The 20,481-nt window shown below is 44.7% G+C and carries 13 protein-coding genes; 6 read left to right on the forward strand and 7 right to left on the reverse strand.

Going from position 1 to position 20,481, the window contains the following annotated elements:
- The 5 genes from AAFF35_RS12345 to galB are packed head-to-tail and all read left to right on the forward strand — an operon-like array spanning window position 1 to window position 8,520.
- Entirely contained in the window at window positions 1-1,635 is a 1,635-nt protein-coding gene (locus AAFF35_RS12345) for a RagB/SusD family nutrient uptake outer membrane protein (RefSeq protein WP_342332814.1), read from the forward strand.
- A 43-nt stretch (window positions 1,636-1,678) separates the two neighbouring features.
- The gene (locus tag AAFF35_RS12350) at window positions 1,679-2,797 is read left to right on the forward strand and encodes a SusE domain-containing protein (protein ID WP_342332815.1); all 1,119 of its coding nucleotides are present in this window, start codon (window positions 1,679-1,681) and stop codon (window positions 2,795-2,797) included.
- A gap of 16 nt (window positions 2,798-2,813) precedes the next feature.
- Window positions 2,814-3,854, forward strand: coding sequence for a glycosyl hydrolase 53 family protein (locus tag AAFF35_RS12355; RefSeq protein WP_342332816.1), 1,041 nt, complete (start codon window positions 2,814-2,816; stop codon window positions 3,852-3,854).
- A 6-nt stretch (window positions 3,855-3,860) separates the two neighbouring features.
- Window positions 3,861-6,047 (forward strand): membrane or secreted protein, encoded by a 2,187-nt coding sequence (locus AAFF35_RS12360; RefSeq protein ID WP_342332817.1) that lies wholly within the window; start codon window positions 3,861-3,863, stop codon window positions 6,045-6,047.
- 10 nt (window positions 6,048-6,057) lie between these two features.
- Window positions 6,058-8,520, forward strand: coding sequence for a beta-galactosidase GalB (galB, locus tag AAFF35_RS12365; RefSeq protein WP_342332818.1), 2,463 nt, complete (start codon window positions 6,058-6,060; stop codon window positions 8,518-8,520).
- 49 nt (window positions 8,521-8,569) lie between these two features.
- Here the strand turns inward: galB and AAFF35_RS12370 are convergent, their stop codons facing one another.
- From AAFF35_RS12370 to AAFF35_RS12390, 5 genes are all read right to left on the reverse strand, one after another.
- Window positions 8,570-9,919 carry an ectonucleotide pyrophosphatase/phosphodiesterase gene (locus AAFF35_RS12370; RefSeq protein ID WP_342332819.1) on the reverse strand — a complete coding sequence of 450 codons (1,350 nt, stop codon included), beginning with the start codon at window positions 9,917-9,919 and terminating at the stop codon, window positions 8,570-8,572.
- An 8-nt stretch (window positions 9,920-9,927) separates the two neighbouring features.
- The gene (locus tag AAFF35_RS12375) at window positions 9,928-11,352 is read right to left on the reverse strand and encodes a hypothetical protein (RefSeq protein WP_342332820.1); all 1,425 of its coding nucleotides are present in this window, start codon (window positions 11,350-11,352) and stop codon (window positions 9,928-9,930) included.
- Window positions 11,353-11,362: 10 nt separating this feature from the next.
- Entirely contained in the window at window positions 11,363-14,500 is a 3,138-nt protein-coding gene (locus AAFF35_RS12380) for a TonB-dependent receptor (protein ID WP_342332821.1), read from the reverse strand.
- Between the two features lie 184 nt (window positions 14,501-14,684).
- Complete coding sequence (locus AAFF35_RS12385) at window positions 14,685-15,665, reverse strand: FecR domain-containing protein (RefSeq protein WP_342332822.1); 981 nt, start codon at window positions 15,663-15,665, stop codon at window positions 14,685-14,687.
- 61 nt (window positions 15,666-15,726) lie between these two features.
- A complete protein-coding gene (locus tag AAFF35_RS12390) occupies window positions 15,727-16,335 on the reverse strand; it encodes a sigma-70 family RNA polymerase sigma factor (protein WP_342332823.1) in 609 nt (202 codons plus the stop codon).
- 168 nt (window positions 16,336-16,503) lie between these two features.
- On the opposite strand from AAFF35_RS12390, the gene AAFF35_RS12395 reads away from it, so the two are divergent.
- Window positions 16,504-17,415, forward strand: coding sequence for a lysophospholipid acyltransferase family protein (locus tag AAFF35_RS12395; RefSeq protein WP_342332824.1), 912 nt, complete (start codon window positions 16,504-16,506; stop codon window positions 17,413-17,415).
- A gap of 4 nt (window positions 17,416-17,419) precedes the next feature.
- Here the strand turns inward: AAFF35_RS12395 and AAFF35_RS12400 are convergent, their stop codons facing one another.
- On the reverse strand, window positions 17,420-18,586 hold the full coding sequence (locus AAFF35_RS12400; protein WP_342332825.1) for a DUF6266 family protein: 1,167 nt from the start codon (window positions 18,584-18,586) through the stop codon (window positions 17,420-17,422).
- A 324-nt stretch (window positions 18,587-18,910) separates the two neighbouring features.
- Window positions 18,911-20,257, reverse strand: a complete 1,347-nt coding sequence (locus tag AAFF35_RS12405; protein WP_342332826.1) for a DUF6055 domain-containing protein — start codon at window positions 20,255-20,257, stop codon at window positions 18,911-18,913.
- Window positions 20,258-20,481 lie beyond the last annotated feature (224 nt).

The following is a 20,481-nucleotide window of genomic DNA, read 5'->3' on the forward strand; positions in this document are numbered from 1 at the left end:
ATGAACCGGAACATAAATAAATCCTATACCCCATACAGGCTTCGCGGAACCAGGGCTCTTGCACTTGTCGTGCTGATCCTGCTTTCTGCCTGTAATAAATTAGACCTTGCACCTACCAACGACCTGACCGCAGAAAAGGTGTACTCCACGCCATTGGGCTATAAACAAGCCCTGGCCAAAGTCTATGGTGCATTTGCGCTGACCGGAAACGCAACCACAGGCCAGCAGGACATCCCGGTAGAAATTATCAAGGATGAAGGAAACTCTGATTTTTTAAGACTGTACTGGAACCTGCAGGAGCTGACCACAGATGAAGCAGCCTGGTCATGGCAGAATGATGCCGGGATCCAGGGACTGCACGAACTGAGCTGGTCTTCAATCAACTCGATCATCAATGGTCTTTATTACCGCTCTTATTTTCAAATCACCCTTTGCAATGATTTTATCAGACAATCCACAGATGATAACATTTCCAAAAGAGGGATTAGCGGCGCAGACGCAGACAACATTCGTAAATACCGCGCAGAGGCAAGGTTCATCAGGGCTTATCAATATTGGGTATTGATGGACCTGTATGGCAATCCTGCATTCGCTACCGAAGACACGCAAATTGCCAGTAAAGATTTTCCGAAGCGGATCGTAAGGGCCGAGCTCTTCAAATATATCGAGTCCGAACTTTTGGCGATTGAAAACGAACTCGCTGCTCCAAAAAGTAATGAATATGGCAGGGCAGACCGCGCTGCAGCATGGGCATTGCTGTCGCGCCTTTACCTGAATGCTTCGATATATACAGGGACAGCAAAATATACAGAAGCGATCACTTACAGCAATAAGATCATTAACGCGGGCTATACCCTGCATGGTAAATACCGGGACCTGACCATTGCAGACAATCACCTGAATACGGATGAATTTATCCTGACGATCAATTATGATGGTACGAGTACTCAGAATTTTGGCGGAACGACTTACCTGATGCATGGGCCGGCCAATGTGCCTGCCGATGTTTCGGGCTCGAACGGAGATTGGGGCGGTTTGAGGTGCACACAGCAGTTTGTCAACCTCTTTGCCGATAAAACCGGAAACACCGATAGTCGTGCGCAGTTTTACATGGCGGGTCAGAATCTGGAGATGAATGAACTGTATGTAGAAACGGAGGGTTACTCGACCACCAAATACCGCAATAAAACCAGAACCGGAGCAGCTGCGCCGAACCAGGATGCCGCTAAAGATTTCTCGGATATTGATTTTCCTTTATTCCGTCTGGGTGAAGTGTACCTGAATTATGCAGAAGCCGTTTTGCGCGGCGGTAGTGGCGGTGATACCGGAACTGCGCTGAGGTACATCAATGCCTTAAGAACCCGTGCCTACAATGGCAACACATCGGGTAACATCAGCCTGAGCGCATTGAATCTTGATTTTATGCTTGATGAACGTGGCCGGGAACTGTATTATGAAGCAGTAAGGAGAACAGACCTGATTAGGTTCGGTAAATTTACAACAGGCGTTTATTTATGGGCCTGGAAAGGCGGGGTAAAAGCAGGAACTGCGGTGGCAGATAAGTACAACCTTTTCCCCTTACCGCCGACAGATCTCTCCGCAAATCCAAATTTAATTCAAAATCCAGGTTATTGATCCAGGTACCGGCCTGTTGGCCTGCCGATAAAATATAGAAATTATGAAAACATTATGGAATCCCTTTTTTTATCTGATCCTGTTCAGTATTGCGCTATCCGCTTGTAAAAAGGAGAAAAGCAGCAATGTGATGACCATACCTGCTGCAGGAATCAAAGGATTTACTGCTTCCAGCAACAACCTCAGCTTATCTGAAGCCAATGCAGAAAAGAATGTGCTGACCTTTAGCTTCACCGCTCCGGATTACGGCGTAAAGGTTGTGCCCACGTATACCTTACAATTCGATCTGCCTGCCGATACTTCAGGAGAAAATGCCTGGGGAAAAGCGGTTGAAGTAAAAATCCCGGCGGATAGCCTGAGGAAAACCTTTAAAGGAGCCGACTTTAATGCCTTGCTTGCGGTACAGCTTTTATTACCAGTGGAGGTGAGCAGCACGATCGCGGTGCGCTTAAAATCGGATGTAAAGCAGAACAGCGGCCTCGCATCGGAGGTAAAACCCATTTATGCCAGCTTGACGATGCTGGTTAAACCTTACCGCTCTTTTGTGGAATATCCTGCTTTACTGGTTAAAGGTGGTAATTCCTGGAGAACACCTGCGGAAAGAACCAATGGATACCTGCTGACTTCAGCAAAATTCAATGATAAATATGAAGGGTATCTCGACCTTCCAAATGCTGACGGATGGGGCGGCGACGCCTTTACATTAATTTCCACAAAAGACGGGAAGTCTTATGGCTGGGGAACGAGTGCAACCACGCTGAGTGTTGGCGGAGGCGGATTATGGCTGACACCCGCACCGAACCAGATGAAGGTCAATGTAGACCTGGATGCCATGACGATTAATTATACACCTGTTCATTTCTTCATCTCCGGTGACGACAATGCCTGGAGTACTTCGGCTACGCCGATGGTGTATAATGCAAATACCAGGGTCTGGACTGCCAGCAATGTTTCGCTGACTGCCGGAAAGAATTTTGCATTTACCTGCAATGGGTCTTACGACATCAGTTATAAACTGGATAAAGCAGAAAATGGGGTGCTCATGTTTGCTGGTGCACCAACCTGGGGCGGGGTGAATATCCCTGTAGCCAAAACCGGCGTATTTACAGTTACCCTGGATATGAGTGCCGGAGATGGAAATTATACCTATTCAGTCAAATAATTAAAAAGACAAGGAAATGAAAACAAACAAATGGTTTGCCCTGATATTTACACTGATCGTAATCAGTATTGCCTGTAAAAAAATTCCTGCAGGTGCCACACAAATTTACCCTGAACCCGAACCTCCCGGAAGTTATGCCAGAGGGGCAGATGTCAGCTGGCTGACGGAAATGGAAGCTTCAGGGAAGAAGTTTTATAACAATGCCGGAGTCGCGCAGGATTTGCTTAAAATCCTTGGGGATAAAGGCGTCAACGCAGTCAGATTGAGGGTGTGGGTCAATCCCACCGGCGACTGGTCGGGCATGGCCGATGTATTGGCGAAGGCCAAACGCGTCAAAGCAGCGAATATGAGGTTGCTGATTGATTTTCATTACAGCGACAGCTGGGCAGATCCGGGCAAACAAACTAAACCTGCAGCTTGGAATGGGCAGAACATAGATGCCTTAAAGACTTCGGTCTTTAACCATACGGTAGAAGTGCTGACGTTGTTGAAAAATAATAAGATCGTACCGGAATGGGTACAAGTGGGAAATGAAACCAATAACGGCATGTTATGGGAAGAAGGCAAAGCTTCTTTGAACATGAAAAACTTTGCAGACCTTGTCCTTTCCGGATACAATGCGGTCAAATCAGTTAACGCCAGTTCAAAAGTGATCGTACACCTTTCTAACGGCTATGACAATGGCATGTTCAGGTGGATGTTCGATGGCTTAAAGAGCAATGGTGCCAAATGGGACGTGATCGGAATGTCTTTGTACCCTGGGGTTGCCGATTGGCAAACTAAAAATACCCAATGTCTGGCCAATATGAACGATATGCTGAGTCGTTACGGCTCTGAAATAATGATTTGTGAGATGGGTATGCCGGCAGCAGAAGCCGCCGCATCCAAAGCCTTTATCAGTGATCTGATCTCCAAAAATAAGTCCCTGCCAAACAACAAAGGTTTGGGCGTATTTTACTGGGAACCTCAGTCTTACAATAGCTGGAATGGCTATAAACTGGGCGCTTTTGATGATACGGGCAAGCCAACGATAGCAATGGATGCGTTTTTACCTTAATAACTGATGATGTTTTCTAAAAGTGTTTTAATTTTTCTTTTTATTTCGATAATCAGCCTTTGCGGCTTTGCTCAAAGCAAAAAGACCAGATCCGGAATTTTTGTCGACAAAAATGGCGTGATGCGATGGGAGAAGGACGGGAGCGAAGCCAGTTTTTTCGGCGTCAATTATACTGCTCCGTTCGCCTATGGCTACCGTTCCATTCAGCGGACGGGCATTTCTGTAGAACAGGCCATTAAAGATGATGTGTACCATTTCTCCCGTTTGGGTCTGGACGCTTTCCGCGTCCATGTCTGGGATGTGGAGATTTCCGATAGCCTGGGAAACCTGATCAATAACGAACACCTTAGACTGTTTGATTTTCTCATCGCAGAGTTGAAGAAAAGAAAGATTAAAATCCTCATCACTCCAATTGCTTTCTGGGGTAATGGTTATCCTGAAAAGGACGAGGACAGGGGAAGCTTTTCCGGGAAATACGGAAAGCAAAGGGTGTTGGTAGAAGAAGCCGCAGTTTTGGCCCAGGAGCGTTACCTGAAACAGTTTTTTCAGCATAAAAATCCTTATACCGGTCTTACTTATCAGAACGATCCGGATGTAATTGCTACGGAGGTCAACAATGAACCTCAGCACAGTGGCGTCAAAACATTGACCACACAATATGTGAACCGCATGGTAAAGGCAATTCGCGGAACGGGATGGACTAAGCCTGTATTTTACAACATCAGCGAGTCTCCTAAATATGCAGATGCCATCGTAAAGGCGGATGATGTACAAGGTTACAGCTTCCAATGGTATCCCACAGGTCTGGTTTCCGGACATACTTTAAAAGGGAATTATCTCCCTCATGTGTCCAGGTATCACATTCCTTTCGATAAGATCCCAGGTTTTAAGAAAGGGGCGAAGCTGGTCTATGAATTTGATGCGGGGGATGTACTGGATTCCTATATGTATCCGGCAATGGCCAGGAGTTTCCGGGTTGCAGGCTTTCAATGGGCCACCCAATTTGCTTACGACCCCATGGCCACAGCCCAGGGAAATACAGAATATCAGACGCATTACCTGAACATGGCGTATACACCTGCAAAAGCGATCAGTTTATTGATTGCTTCCAAGGCATTTCATGCACTGCCGAGGGCAAAAGCACAACCTACAGATAGTTTATTTGGTCCCTTCCGGTTAAGCTACGCGGCTTCATTGAGTGAAATGAATGCAGCGCAGGAGTTCTATTATTCGAATACAACCAGTTCTAGACCCGTCAATGCAAATCAACTGCAGCACATTGCGGGTGTCGGAAGTTCGCCTGTGATCCAATACAGCGGAACAGGAGCGTATTTTGCAGACCGGATTGCGGATGGGGTATGGCGACTGGAAGTAATGCCGGATGCCAGATCTTTAAGTGATCCTTTTGAACGGACTTCTCCGGATAAAGTGGTGACTGGTATCAGCTGGGCCAATCAGGACATGAACCTCCAGATACCTGATCTTGGGACGTCTTTTGCGATCAAAGGCCTGAATTCCGGCAATCAAAGCAAGGACAAAGCGGTATCAGGAAAATTTAAGATCCGCCCGGGAACTTATCTGTTAACACGTGAAAATGTAAGTACTGCCTTTAATGCCGACAGCAAATGGTCTGTGATTCAACTGGGCGAATTTGTGGCACCTAAAGATACGCAAAGCCCAATCGTGGAGCTGTTCAATGCCGCAAAAGACCTGGATCGGATCATGCTGTATAATCCGGACTGGAAACACCGTCCGATCCAGAATGCCCCGGCGGGAAGCCCTTCGGTGAAATTCAATATGCCGGAGGACAAAGCCATCCCGATGCTGGGATTTCAGGTGTATTTTGGCGACCGTATGAAATCTGCAGGTCTGAAGCAGGTGATTGGTGCGGATACCCTGGTCATCCGGGCAAGAAGCAGTCAGTCTGCTGCTACCATCCAGATTGGTCTGATTGATGTCAATGCTCATTTTTTCGCCACCAGGGTAGCACTTGGTGCCGATTTTAAAACGATAAAAATACCGTTAAACAGTTTGAAACCCGCTGCTCAATTGCTGTTGCCCAGACCATATCCGGGATTTCAGCCGCTCTATGCGCAGTCTGCCGCTTCTGCGAGCTTCGATGTGAAGCTGACGGAGAAAGTCGAAGTCAGCTTTGAACAAGGCCTGGAAATCTCCTCTATCTATTTTAAGTAAATCAATTTGTATGAACATCCCAAAAAACATATTTAAAGTAACCGGGTTAAAGTTGCTGGCCGCATCTTTTTTTATCCTCCTGTCTGCCTATGGCCAAAACAGAATAGAAATTGAATTAACAGATCAATGGAAATTTTATAAAGGAAAAAACGAACAGGCCTTTGCCAAAGATTTTAATGACCGTGACTGGAAAACCGTAACCGTGCCGCACGACTGGGCCATTTCAGGTCCTTTCGATAAAGAAATTGACAAACAAGTGGTGGCCATTACTCAGAATGGAGAGCAAAATCCGACAGAAAAGACGGGTAGGACAGGTGCTTTGCCTTATACCGGCGAGGGCTGGTATCGCAACAGCTTCAAAGTTCCGGCCTTATCAAAAGGACAGCGTACCTTGCTGGTATTCGATGGCGCAATGAGCGAACCCCGCGTATTTCTCAATGGAAAACTGGTCGGACAATGGAATTATGGATACAACAGCTTTTATCTGGATGTGACCGGACAGGCTTTGCCTGGCCAGATCAACCAGTTGGCGGTACATTTGTCTAACCTGCCCAAATCTTCGCGCTGGTATCCCGGAGCAGGTCTTTACCGCAATGTGCACCTGATCGTAAAGGAGGAACAAAGTATTGAGCAATGGGGCATTTCCATCACTACTCCGGTGGTTAGTGCAAAGTTTTCAAAAGTAAATATCAAAACGAGTGTGAGGGGAGAAAACCTGCGTCTGGTCACTCAAGTCATAGATGGTCAGGGTAAGGAAGTTGCTTCGGGAAGTACAGATCAGCGATTTGGTAATGAGTTTGATCAGAACATTGAAGTGACAGATCCGAAATTATGGAGCCCTGAAAGCCCTTATCTATACACTGCTGTTTCCAAAGTCTATCAGGGCAATGTGTTAAAAGACGAGGTGAAGACCCGCTTTGGTATCCGTGAGATCCGTTATGAGGCCAATAAAGGATTTAGCCTGAATGGTCAGGTCCGTAAATTTAAAGGCGTATGTCTGCACCATGACCTTGGCCCACTGGGTGCCGCAATTAATGTGGCAGCGCTCCGCCGGCAGCTGACGATACTGAAAGATATGGGATGCGATGCCATCCGCAGCTCGCACAATATGCCCTCCCCGGAACAGTTGGAGCTCTGCGACGAGATGGGTTTTATGTTCCTTGCCGAAAGTTTTGATGAATGGGCCAAGCCAAAAGTAGAGAATGGCTACCACCTTTATTTTAATACGGATGCGGAAAAAGATGTGGTTAACCTGGTTAGAGCGAACCGCAATCATCCGAGTATTGTGATGTGGAGTTCCGGAAACGAAGTTCCTGATCAATGGGGAGCTGAAGGAGTAAAACGGGCCAAATGGTTACAGGATATATTTCACAGGGAAGACCCGACAAGGCCGGTTACGGTAGGTATGGATCAGGTGAAAAACACCATGCAGTCGGGATTTGGTGCCTTGCTGGATATTCCGGGTTTAAACTACAGGCTTCATTTATACGATGAGGCTTATCAGGCTTTTCCTCAAGGTTTTATCTTAGGCTCAGAGACCGCTTCTACCGTGAGTTCAAGAGGGATTTATAAATTCCCTGTAGTGATGGCTAAGGACAAACAGTACCCTGACTTACAAAGTTCATCCTATGATATGGAATGCTGCGCCTGGTCTAACCTTCCGGATGATGATTTTGTCCTTCAGGACGATAAGCCCTGGGTGATCGGGGAATTTGTATGGACAGGCTTCGATTACCTGGGAGAACCTACACCTTACGATGAACACTGGCCATCGAGAAGTTCCTATTTTGGGATCTGTGATCTTGCAGGCCTGCCAAAAGACCGCTATTATTTATACAGAAGCCGCTGGAATCAGGAAAAGCCCACCCTGCATTTACTTCCACACTGGAACTGGGAAGGCAGGGAAGGAGAGACCACACCGGTATTTGTATATACCAGTTATGAAAGCGCGGAACTGTTCCTGAATGGAAAAAGCCTTGGGATCCGCAAAAAAAGTAAAGACAGTCCTCAGAACCGCTACCGGTTAATGTGGAATGAGGTCAAATACGCACCAGGGACCTTAAAAGTGGTGGCCTATGATGAGGCCGGGCGTCCTGTGGCGGAAGAAAAAGTCGTCACGGCGGGTAAACCTGAGCGCCTCGTTCTTGAGGCAGACCGGACTGAGATCAGTGCCGATGGGAAGGACATTTCCTATGTTACAGTTTCCGTGGTGGATAAGGATGGCAATCCCTGTCCGACGGCAACACTACCGCTTAAATTCAGCGTGGGCGGTGAAGGTCGGTTCAAAGCGGTATGCAATGGCGATGCCACTTCTCTGGAAAGTTTTGAATTGCCAACGATGAAGCTGTTCAGCGGGAAACTGGTGGTATTGGTCCAGTCGACCAAAAAAGCAGGAGCGATTGAACTGAAGGTCAGTGGCAGCTCAGTTAAATCTGAAAAGATCAGGCTGCAATCCCAATCAACCGGGAAATAATTCATAAGCGTCTTTAAGACTTGCTTAAAGACGCTTATATTGCTATTATTTACTGTTGTAAAAAGGGAATCACTGCTTTGCCATCCGCGTTCTTCAAGCTGATGCCTAGAAGTTTGGCTACAGTCGGGGCCACATCTTCGAGTCCGATTAAATCAAGAACAACTCCTTTTTTAACACCTGCTCCGGCAATAATAAAACCGGTTTGTATTTCAGGGACGTCAGGGAAGAAACCATGAGCACCTCCTTTTTTAGGCCCAACCACTGCTCCGGAAGCCGCATCCTGAATGTAAACTCCCTTTGCAGCCGCCAAAGCAAACATGGCATGTGGATCTGCTCCAATTTTATCCAGCTCATCCCGTTCTACTATTCTGAATAGGAGCTGGTATTCTTTGGGTAATTCCGCCAGTTTCTTACGGACTTTAGCCAATGTCTTCAAATCGTTATTGTCCTTTAAATGAAAAAACGCAGCTCCTCCGGCAGACTGAAATTTTGCTACCGGTTCTTCTATACCTACTTTAGGGTCGATTCCGATTTCTGTCAGCCATACATTGGGCGAAAGGACTTTATTGAGGTCTAAAAAGCCGTGGTCGCCGGTGATGATAATGGTGGTGCTGTCTTCCAATCCTGCTTTTTTTACGGCATCTAAAAGGTTCATCACTGCGTGATCTGCAGCGGCGAGCGCTTTGTTTACTCCTGGTCCCGATCGACCTTCCTTATGTTCTGCCCCGTCAACACCAGCAATGTGGATTGTTAACAGGCTGGGCTTATATTTACGGAAGATGTAGGCTGCCATCCGGCTGTTGTTTTCATCCATCGCTAAAGAGCTTAGGTTCAGGTCTTCCATGTCGACCGCGCCAATGGCATATTTTTCCATTTCTTCCAGCAAGCCTTTTGGTGTTGCAAATTCTGAGATCGCGCTTTTGCGGTCGGCCATATTCGTTGCAGACCATATTTCGGGTAGGTTATAATCGATCTCTGCGCCAACAGATACCGGCCAGGATATGGAGGCCGATTTCATTCCTCCCTTTCTTACCGCCTGCCATAAAGTTTCGGCTTTGATCTTTTTGCTATCCGTTGTCCATTCATATTTCCGCTGCTCATTGGGCATGGTGTTATAGGTGATGCCGTGTTTGGCGGGGAAAGTACCAGTAATCAGGGTGGTATGGGAAGGATAGGTTACACTTGGAAATATGCAACGGACACCTTTTGCGTAAGCTCCATCTTTCATTAACTGTTGCAGGTTGGGTGTAGGCCAGCTTTTGTCAAGGTAAAAATCGGGGCGGAAGCCATCGATGCTGACCAAAATAACATGTTTGCTGGTTTGCGCATGAACGCTAAGGGAAAGGACTGCGGTTAAAAGTATTAAACCTATATGTCTTTTTAAAATGTAATGTTTCATCTTTTGGATTAATTAATAAATGGGAAAATTTCCTTTGCTTTTTTGTTGGCTACCAGTACCTTATTCATATCGTGTTTCATGGTAACCACGCCGGTTGTGGTGTTATTTTTGAAATCATCCATTTCCCTGTTTTTGGGGATAAAAGAAGGGATTTGCGCTACCAGGTCGGCAGGTTTTACATTTTGATTGTTCAACTGTTCCGTTTGAGAGACCGGAAATTTAATCCCCAGATCGGTCATTCTTCTTCCTTCGGAGATAAAAATCTCCTGCCTCATTCTATACACCAGGTATAACAACGCATCCTGTGTCGTTGCCAAATTGATATCATCGGCGGTCACCATTGTACCGGAAATGGTTGAAATATTGATGTTGGCAATTTTTCTGTTCAATACATAACCCGTTCTTTCTATGTCATTTTCATCGAACCGGACTTTTACCGCTGTTAACGGATAATCGGTTCTGTTACCTCCATTACGCGTTTCTTTCACATCGCTCAAAGAGACCACCGGCCGTTTGGCGATCACCTCAGTTAACAGATTTTTTAAGGTGGTTTGTGCGGCAGTCAGCTCATTTCCAGAAGCCTGGGCTTCTGCAACAATCAGGTAAGCTTCTTCCGATTTGATATAGCTTACCGGCTTTTGATCCAGCGCAATGGTTCCGGTATTGTAGTACTTGGGATCTAAGAAATCCAGTCGTGGGAGTGGCGCAAACTCATTGGTGGTGGAGGAGAAAAGATAGGTCTGGAAATCGTTGGCAGCTGCATTTTGTCCGTCAAAAGCCTGCTGTTTCAGTAATAAAGGATTCGCCATTGCGGCAGTGGCAAATGTTTTCGCCTGTGCAGCATCGCCCATATCGTAATAGATCCTTGCCTTTAATAAGGTATAAGCCAGTTTTTCATTGGCATCGGTTTGCAGTGCCAATGCCTGGTCAAGCGCTGTAATGGCCAATGCATAATGTTCTGCAGGACTAAGTACGGCCCCTTTTGCTGATCCTGGAAGCCCCGTAAACAGTTCTCCACTGAGCACATGTGAAAAGGCATTGATGAAATACATCTCTGCCTTTTGTACTGCAGTCGTCGTTTTGTCGGCATTTACAACCGTTGTTAAGCCATATTCTGATAACTCACGTAATCTTTGAATGGCCGACTGGATGTTGTTCACATCAAGGTCAAAATTATCGATCTGAGGAATGTCGAATACTTTGTTGCTTAAGGTTCTGTTGTTGTAATAATTATCGGAAACCAGTTCCGTATTGACGATGACCTGGTTCAACGTTAAGGCCATTTGTCTCCTCATGCCCGTTAACCAGGTTGTCGATACGTTTGTCGTGGTGAGGTAAACCTCATCTGTAATGTTTGGATTGTCCTTTTTGCAACTTAAAAAGCTGCCGGATAGCGCGGCGGCAATAAATATGTTCTTAATATATGTCTTCATTTTTTTCTCTTTAAAAATTTACCCTCATTGTTCCAACAAATTGTCTCGGTGCGGAATAGGTAGAGTAGGAAATACCCCCCGTAGTGGCTCCGTTCTGGCCCTGTGAACTTCCACTGATGGTGGCCTCCGGATCGAAGCCTGAGGTGGAGAAGTTCAATGGGTTGACTACAGAAAAACCTACATTGACGCTTTTTACTGCCCCTTTCCATGCGGTAGGTTTAAAGTTATAACCCACACCAATGGTCCTTACCTTGATGTAATCGGTTTTCTCTACAAACCTATTCGTGATGTCAAGCCATTTGGTCCTTCCGCTTTTATCAATTTCGGCCTGTGGAATCCCTTCTGTCGAGGCACCGTAATTGAACCTGAACTGCCGGTCAAATGATACGGCATTGGCCCCTTTCTGGTAATCGGCATTGGCAAAGAAATTGAATGATTGATATTGGAAGTTCAGCCCCATGCTGCCAAAGAGATCAGGTACGGTTGTACCCAGGTTTTGCTGTGCAGCAGTGCTGACCAAAAGTCCTTCCTCATTGAATACCCCATAATTGCCCCTGATGAAGCCAATCGGATAACCTTCCTGGACAACAGTTTGGACCGTTCTTGCACTAAAACCATTGATGTTAAATGCAGCGGCACCACCTGAACTCAGCACTTTGTTATACAGGGTGTTTACCGATAGGTTAAACTTCAGGCTTGTACTGGCCGTTTTGATGGGCGTGAGGACCGTATTGAATTCCAGTCCGCGGTTAAGGATTTTACCTGTATTTTGTAACTGGCTGATCTGTCCTGTGGAAGGTGCCGGTGGAACTACAAATAAGGCGTCATTGGTAATGGAATGATAGAAACCTGCCGAAATGACCACCCGGTCATTTAAAAAGCCAAGGTCGATTCCTGCTTCTATGGTATTGGTCTTTTCAGGTTTTAAATCCGGATTTCCAGGTTGTCCGAAGGACGCTGCCTGTGCACCATTGAAACCAACGAAAGAGATGGTCCGCTCGTTTGCAAATGGGGTAGGGAAGTTTCCGGCAATACCGTAATTACCGCGGACCTTAGCGGAGGAAACGACATCAGCAATGGCCTTGAAATAAGGTTCAGCACTTGGAATATAGGAAATCCCGATTTTAGGGTAATACTGTGTGCCAATATTTTTTCCAAAAGCAGAGTTTCCATCTCCACGCAGGCCAAGATCCAGGAACAGCTTGTTCTTATAACCCGCATTCTCCTGAAGGTAGATCCCATAACTGGTCACCGCAGAATAATATTCATCACCCGTTCGGGTTGCTGCGATGCTGATGGTCTGTGCACCGTCCCTGATGTTGGAACCGAGGTATTGTATCTGATGGTCCTCATTTCTGAAAACCTGTCCGCCAGCAGTAGTAATGAAAGAGAAATCGCCTGCTTTTGCCTCATACTGTCCGTTGAATTCGAAAGTCAGACCGAGGTAATTTCTATCAAAATTATCGATACTTCCCTGATCGTTTATCGAGGTATTGGTGGTGTGGGAGAGGTATTTATTGGTCGTAATGATCTGTTGCCGCTGTGCCCGGTAATCCACGCCGCCGGTTGCTTTGAACGTCAGGTTTTTGAGTGGCTGGTATTTAAACACCTGGGAGGTCTGGAACCTGTTGATCGTAATGCCATTGTCCTGCAAGGCCTCTGCCTGATCAACATACGCCTTAATAGCTGCATATTCCTCATCGGTCATGGCATCCAGGTCACTTTTGAACTTCGGACCGGTAATAGAAGATGCGCCACTCTCGGCAAACCACAAACCGGTATAGCCACCCTGGTTTCCATTACGGCTACGTTTATATTTATTATTGATATAACTGAATGAACTCTCGTAAGTAACTTTTGTGCCCAATGAGGCCCTTAATCCCGTTCTGAGGTCAATCCGCCTGTTGCTGTTCTGGTCGTAGATTTGTGTTCCTGTACTGTTCTGATAGCCACCGGAAAAGCTATATCCGAACTTTCCATCGCCACCGTTTAGGGCCAGGTTGTGTTTCTGATAAAAGCCATTTTGTAAAAGCAGGTCTTTGCTTCGTTTGAAATGCAGATAATCAGCAGTAGGGGTTTCCACACCCAGCTGTGTCTCCAGGGTAATGTCCGTCTTATCCGCGCCCCCTTTTTTAGTAATGATCTGAATGACACCATTAGCCGCATCCGAGCCATATAAGGTCGTGGCTGCACCACCGTTCACGAACTCAATTTTTTCTATGTTATCCATAGGGATATCCGAAATCGAGCTGATGGCCGCACCCGTTGCACTTCCACCACCCAGGGCAGCTCTGGTATTCAGGTTGTCCATTCTTACCCCATCTACATAGATAATAGGAGTAGAGCTGATGAAAGCCGAGTTGACACCCCTCGAGCGGATGATGGAGGTTGCACCCGCCTGTCCGCCGGTTAACCTGATCTGTGCATTTGGCAATTTGGACTGGAGCAGCTGATCTATTCTGGAAGCGGGGATGTCTCTGATGTCTTTTTCAGAAATGCTCACGACATTCGAGGAGAGTCTCCTTTTGCTTACATCAATCCCCTGACCGGTTACTACGACTTCGTCCAGGCCCAAAAGGTCTTCTTCCAGTTGAATATTGATGCTAAGGCTTGCCGAATTTCTTGGAATATGGAACTCCCTGGCTTTAAAACCTATGGACCTCACCTCAATAACGACATCCTCCTTGTCTGTTGGAATGGATAACCGGTAGCTCCCTTTGCTGTCCGTTTGGGTGGCAGCTGTACTGCCTTTTACCCTGATGCTTACCCCAGGGAGCGTTTCTCCTGTACGCTTATCCGTAACTACACCTGAGACCAGCATTGGAGGCCATACTTTTTGAGTATTGATCAGGATGTACTTATCACTGATCTGACGGATTTCCACCCCATTATTTTTCATCAGCTCTTTCAATATTTGAGCTACTGATTGTTGTTTAGCTTCTATATTGAATAATCTGGCGGTGTTTAGGCTATTGTTTTCATAGCCAATTACAAAGGGTGTTCTTTTTTCGATTAAATCAAGTACCTTTCTCAAAGGAAGATCCTTTGCGGATAGGTCTATCTTGATATCATTCATCGATTGCCCGGCGGTTGAACCAGCGTAGAGCAACGCATTTGAAAGAAAAAGCAGGACTAGTGTTAGCTTCATTTTGAGGTTAAAAAGTGACCATGTCGGGTGTTTGGAACCCGGATAATATTTTTGCATCTTTGATTAAGTTTTTAATGTTTTGAACGATCATTGGAAATGATGAGCATTGCTGCAATGCTCATAAACAGCCGTAAATGTTAGCGCATTTCCGGCTTTTTTTATGTCTGATTCTTTTACATAATCTTTATTTAATGGTGATCTGATTGGTTTGATAAGTAAACTTTCTTTTGGTCAGTATGGATAGAATTTCCATGACCCTGTTGGCCGGTTCCTTATTGAATTTTATGGTGTAGCGCTTACCCTGATCTGTTTTGGTATTAAATACCACCTTTAAGTGATAATACCTTTCGAGTTGTCTGGCAATTTCGCTGAGTGTACTGTTGTCTATATAGAGTTTATTGTCCTTCCAGAAGGAAAAGAGTTCAGTATCTTCTGTCTTAAGTTCTGTTTTGCCTGTGGCTTTATAAAAACTTAGTGTGGCGCCATTTGTCATTCCGCCGGCTATGGTTTCCTCAATGCCGGCAACATTTTTAGCCACCATGACCTTACCGGTCAATACCGCTATTTTTATCTTATCCATATCCGGATAAGCATTGATATTGAATGATGTTCCAAGAACTCTGGTGCTCAAAGCGCCTGATTGAATAATAAATGGCCGGTTTTTATCTTTAGCTATTTCAAAAAATGCTTCACCGCGAAGGGAGACTTTGCGCTGGTTTTCTCCAAAATCCTTGGATAGGATGAGCTCAGTGCCGACATTCAGCAAGACCTTAGAGCCATCAGGGAGCAGCAGTTTCTTTTGCTTATGGCGATCAGAAAATAAGGCAATTTCTTTTTTTGATGCCTGTCTCCACTGACTGAGATAAGTATAACCTAAAATACCCGTACTCAGCATCAGTAATACTGCTGCTGCATATTTAAGATAAGTTGTACTAAACCAGGGTTTCTTAACGGGATGTATTTGACGGGTTAAATAAAGTTTAATATTTTCTGCCAATTCAGTTTTTGAATCCGGATCACTTAATAACGGAGCTTCTTCATTTACAGAACCAATGGTATGGTACCAGGAGTCTACAGCATTGCGCAGTGCTACATCTGTATCGTCTTGGAGGTATTTCGTTAGGACAGCTTTCAGCTCCTTCTGCTTGTTTTTGTCTGACATCATTACAATAGATATCACAGCTGAGGGCAGGAGGTACTTTAAGCCAATGTTATCAGTACATCAATTATTTGTGATGAAGAAAAACCGCCACTGCCAGAATAAAACCAATTGTAACATCCGAATTGTGCTGACCAAGTTTAAACCGGATTTTATGGAGTGCAGAGCTGATGTTGTTCTTAACAGTCTGTTCCGACATAGAAAGGCTGAGTGCAATTTCTTTTATCGTTAACTCTTGTTCCCTGCTCAGGCGATAGGGGACCTGCAACCGTTCCGGAAGGTTGCTGACCTCTGACTCTACGAGCTGCTCAAGTTCTTTAAGAAGCAGAGAATCATCTGTTCTTATCCCTGATGGTGCATTGATCGCAGCATATAGCGCGCTTTCGTTGGTGATCGTAATTCCTGGTCTGGAAAAATAATTGATGATCGCATATTTTGCGGCTCTGAATAAATAAGGCGCTATGCTATCCCTTTCATCAGTCACAATTTTAGCCCTGTTTTTCCAAAGACCAAGGAAAATATCCTGAACGATATCTTTGGCCTCATCAGCGTTTTTAATTTTTTGCCAGATATGGCGGTATAAATCTGCCCAATATTTATCCAAAATTGTCGTATAGGCAAGGTGGTTGTCGATTTTTATCAACGCAATCAAACTGGTATCAGAGGACAGATTCATAAATTGAAACAAAACTACAAGCGCACTATAAACTCCATATTAAATTTAAATTAATACCCGATCTACGCCAATTACCGCTTGTTAAATTTTGAAGTCTGTAAAAATCTAACAATTCTATGGCAATTAATATTGACTCTAAGTTTAATTTTGCACGATAAATCAATCAAAATGCTTAGAAAAGGTTTCTCCCAGCTTGGTATATTTCTACTGACATCGATTTCGTTCTTGCCTTTGTTTGTCTTATACAGGGTGGCAGATGTGCTTTATCTGTTGGTGTATCATGTTTTTGGCTACCGCAAAAAGGTAGTTAGAGAGAACCTGAGTAAGTCTTTTCCGGATAAGAGCCCCGCTGAAATTAAGGTCATTGAAAAGACGTTTTTCAGATATCTGGCCTCTCTTGTCATTGAAATTGTGAAAATGAAAAGCATTTCAAAAAGCCAGTTGCATAAACGGGTGAAGTTTAAGAATGTAGATTTGGTAGAAGCTTATTTAAAGAATAAAGAGAGCGTACTTTTCTGCTCTTCACATTATGGGAATTACGAGTGGGTATGTATGGCCATCGGACTGACCTTTTCAGGGGAGCATTTCCCGATTTACAAACCTTTAACGAGCGAACCTTTTGACCATTGGTTTTTGAAGATGAGGAGTAAATTTGGTAACCATATGGTGTCTATGCGTCAGACATTAAGAGCGATTCAGGCAAATAAACAGCTCACAAGCATGTTTACTTTCGGCAGTGATCAGGCACCACCAAAAGAGGAATCTATTTACTGGACTACTTTTCTGAACCAGGAAACTTCTATCCAGTTGGGGATCGAAAAAATAGCAAAGAAAACCAACCGACCCGTTTTTTATCTGAAAACAAGCTATGTAAAACGTGGCTACTATGAAGTAGACTGTGTGCCGGTTTGCTTAGATCCTTCAAAAACCGTGGAATTTGAAATTGCAGAGCATCAGGCCCGTATTCTGGAAGATATGATCAACGTGGAACCCGCCTATTGGTTATGGAGCCACCGCAGGTGGAAACACAAGCGGCCCCTGCCTCAGGAGGAAAGTCGCCGCACTGCCGATATGGTTTAAATGATCAGCGTAAATCCCAATCTGGTTTTACTAGCGCAAACTGATATTCACTGGCCCATTTGCCCTCTGAAAATACACTGTCTTTAAAGTATTCTTCTTCTCTGAAACCCAGGCTTTTCAGCAAAGCAATCGCGGCCTCATCCTGCGCATCCACGATTTTTACGATCCGGTTCACTTCTGATTTGCCAAACACGAGGGATATCATCGCTGATGCCGCTTCTTTTGCATAACCTTTGCGTTGTTCGGCTGGAGAAATGTTAACTTTCATTTCGGCGGTAAACTTCTCATTTTGTTTGAATCTAATGGAGCAATCGCCAATTCTCTGATCGCTGACCGTGCTTTTTAGTATGTATATCGACCAGGCGCTGGTTATTATTTCCTTCCGCCCGCCTGCCGGTTCGACAACGGCGGTTCCCAGATCCAAAAGATATTTCCGATAGCTGATGAGGTCAAAGTCTGAACCGTTATAATTGAAATCCTGCTTTGAGCCTTCTCTTGCCGGATCTGTTTTCTCTGAAATTTCTATGTTTTTAGGGGCATTTAAAACACCCGCATACATGCTGTCCGAAACTGCTCTTCCATTGTCTTTGACAAAGGAGATATAGGCTTCCATGCGTTCATTTACATGGTCCTGAGCGATCTTGAGGGTATGTACGCCTTCAATTCTTCTTGAACCGAGTAAATCGCAACGGGATACTTTTAAATCAGGAAAATAGACCACCAGCATTGCACGATCATTGGCATACTGATAGGCCTGATCAGCCGTTACTTCCCAGTTAAAGGTGATTTGATCGCCTGTCTGACTAAGGGTAGGATGAATGGCTGCAGGAAGCGTTCCCATGCTCAATAATACTTTGCTATAGTCCAGGCTGAGGTTTGGATAAGTTCCCTGAAGGGCATTTTTTTTATTGTAAGAAACCGCCTCATTGTATTCGTTTTTGTCCGTTCCTGCTACCACAAGGCGATATCCTACCTGGATAGCAGGGAGGGAAGGGCTCAGGATCTCATTCACAAGTGTCATTTTTTGACAGTTTGCTTTCCTGCCCGGAGTGAGGGGTTTAGAACTTCTTCCTATTTTTCTGATGATGTATTTACCGTTTAAGGTATAACCCACCAGGTTGCCGATTCTGCCGTGGAATCCGCCAAATATGCCATTTATTAATTTTCCCATAACTGTTTTTTAATTAAGTAATTGACTGCTGTAATAACAAGTTACGAAATGTTTTTGATATGAATATCATATGTTGTTAATTAAAATTAATAATTACGTAATTATAAATACATAGTTGATAGGTCAATTTAACCTATTATTGACCTATCAACTACCTGTTAATGATCAGGTAATCATTAGTAAAAATAAAACGTAAATGATTAAGATATCAGCTGCATGCAAGACGGAACGCATCCCCTAATCTTTAAAGCCCGCGCCATTGTCGTTTTGCAACAACATGGAGCGGGCTTATTTTATTTTGCAGATGCTGCAGGTATTTATAACCTATAGGGCTTTGGGCTGCGTATTTGTGAATTTTACTTTGTAGGGGAATTTAGGGATCTGACTTGCGGTCATTCCCCATTCATGGTTAAAATGCGTTTGAGGTGCGCCGGAAACCACCAGCCATAAACGGCTCGTATTGGCTGGTTTGGTAAATGAAAGTGATCCCTGGGTATTTGATCCTATGGTACTGTAAGTTGCGGTTCCGCTGCTGTTCACACTCACAAAGCCATAGCGCCATCCCTGTAGGTTCACAAAGGTCCCGTTGTTGATGCCACTAAAATTTACTGTTGCGGTACTTGTTGAAGGGACGTTCAGTTCAATGACATTAAAACCGTAACACTCAGGTGCATTCGCTGTGTTAACCGTATAATATTGATCGGCGGTGTTATAAGTCAATAGTGTTTTAAATACGGCATTCTGGCTTTGTGCCGCTGCCTTTACGTATTGTCCATCAGGAAGATCCCAATTCACGCAACGCATGGCATAATCAAGGATTTCATTATTAAGCACCGACTGACTGCTGTTAGTGATCCGTTTATAGGTTTGGAGTGGATGCTCCGGGCTTGTAGCCGAACGCCATAAGATGCCCAGAAAGTCTTTCCCGCGTTTCAGCCTCCAATACTGCTGAAGATGGAAGGACTGGTATCGTATTTCTTCATTTGAAAAGTTCTTATAACAGTTGTCATAAAAGAATTTTACATCGTCCAGAGATCCTGAAGGATAGATTTGCCGCGACATATACTGTGCACACTGCTCCCAGAAAGACCCCACATAATTCTGGTCTCTGTAGCCATAAGTTCCATCGCAATGCACCTGGTATTGAAAGGTATGTCCCAGTTCGTGTGCAACCACAGAATTGATGTTTAATGCGGCAGGTGAGACCCATAGTGCGCCAACGACGTTGTCGAACCCGGCACCTGCAGCGATCCAGTCGGTAGTGTATTTCACGAAAATCATCAGCTTTCTGCTGTCCAGGTTTGAAGTCGGGCCTGTGAATTTCAAGGTATCCCGATAGCTCTTATAAATCTGCTCTGCTTTAATCAGGACATCTGCCGGGTTGAAACGTAAACTTACGTTTGGCGCTTGAGCAGGATTGGTAGTAAAGCCTTTATCCCAAAATATAACGATATTGGCGGAAGCAGCCGTTCTTGCATAACTCCATTCAGAATTGTTATTATTCAGGTCCATGCCTTGCCATTCGTTGGGGATATAAATGGTTTTTTCTACCAACAGGTTCGTTCCCATCAATGCTGCTTTTGCATTGTCTTTTACATTTGCGCTCTCTTTTTTACAGGAGGCAATCATTACCGCAAGTGCGATAATCATCATTTCTAATTTTCTTTTCATGTTTTAATTTGGTTAGGGTGATTTAATTTTTTTTAGAAACCTTACCTCTGGTGTGTTTCTAGTTTGCTGACTTACAGGTGCTTATTATTTATGTAAGTCATGAATATTTAAATTTATATCCTTACTGGTAATAATAATGCGCTTATATTAACTGATAGTCATTGTAAATTCTCCCTGATTTATCCCATTGTAGCTAAAGGTGTTTTCCGGTATCTCCAGGAGAT

The organism is Pedobacter sp. FW305-3-2-15-E-R2A2, from assembly GCF_038446955.1.
GTDB lineage: Bacteria > Bacteroidota > Bacteroidia > Sphingobacteriales > Sphingobacteriaceae > Pedobacter.

Excerpts from the sequence above, each read along its gene's own strand:
- AAFF35_RS12345 (WP_342332814.1), top strand. The coding sequence starts at position 1 with ATGAACCGGAACATAAATAAATCCTATACCCCATACAGGCTTCGCGGA.
- AAFF35_RS12350 (WP_342332815.1), top strand. The coding sequence starts at position 1,679 with ATGAAAACATTATGGAATCCCTTTTTTTATCTGATCCTGTTCAGTATT.
- AAFF35_RS12355 (WP_342332816.1), top strand. The coding sequence starts at position 2,814 with ATGAAAACAAACAAATGGTTTGCCCTGATATTTACACTGATCGTAATC.
- AAFF35_RS12360 (WP_342332817.1), top strand. The coding sequence starts at position 3,861 with ATGATGTTTTCTAAAAGTGTTTTAATTTTTCTTTTTATTTCGATAATC.
- galB (WP_342332818.1), top strand. The coding sequence starts at position 6,058 with ATGAACATCCCAAAAAACATATTTAAAGTAACCGGGTTAAAGTTGCTG.
- AAFF35_RS12370 (WP_342332819.1), bottom strand. The coding sequence starts at position 9,919 with ATGAAACATTACATTTTAAAAAGACATATAGGTTTAATACTTTTAACC.
- AAFF35_RS12375 (WP_342332820.1), bottom strand. The coding sequence starts at position 11,352 with ATGAAGACATATATTAAGAACATATTTATTGCCGCCGCGCTATCCGGC.
- AAFF35_RS12380 (WP_342332821.1), bottom strand. The coding sequence starts at position 14,500 with ATGAAGCTAACACTAGTCCTGCTTTTTCTTTCAAATGCGTTGCTCTAC.
- AAFF35_RS12385 (WP_342332822.1), bottom strand. The coding sequence starts at position 15,665 with ATGATGTCAGACAAAAACAAGCAGAAGGAGCTGAAAGCTGTCCTAACG.
- AAFF35_RS12390 (WP_342332823.1), bottom strand. The coding sequence starts at position 16,335 with ATGAATCTGTCCTCTGATACCAGTTTGATTGCGTTGATAAAAATCGAC.
- AAFF35_RS12395 (WP_342332824.1), top strand. The coding sequence starts at position 16,504 with ATGCTTAGAAAAGGTTTCTCCCAGCTTGGTATATTTCTACTGACATCG.
- AAFF35_RS12400 (WP_342332825.1), bottom strand. The coding sequence starts at position 18,586 with ATGGGAAAATTAATAAATGGCATATTTGGCGGATTCCACGGCAGAATC.
- AAFF35_RS12405 (WP_342332826.1), bottom strand. The coding sequence starts at position 20,257 with ATGAAAAGAAAATTAGAAATGATGATTATCGCACTTGCGGTAATGATT.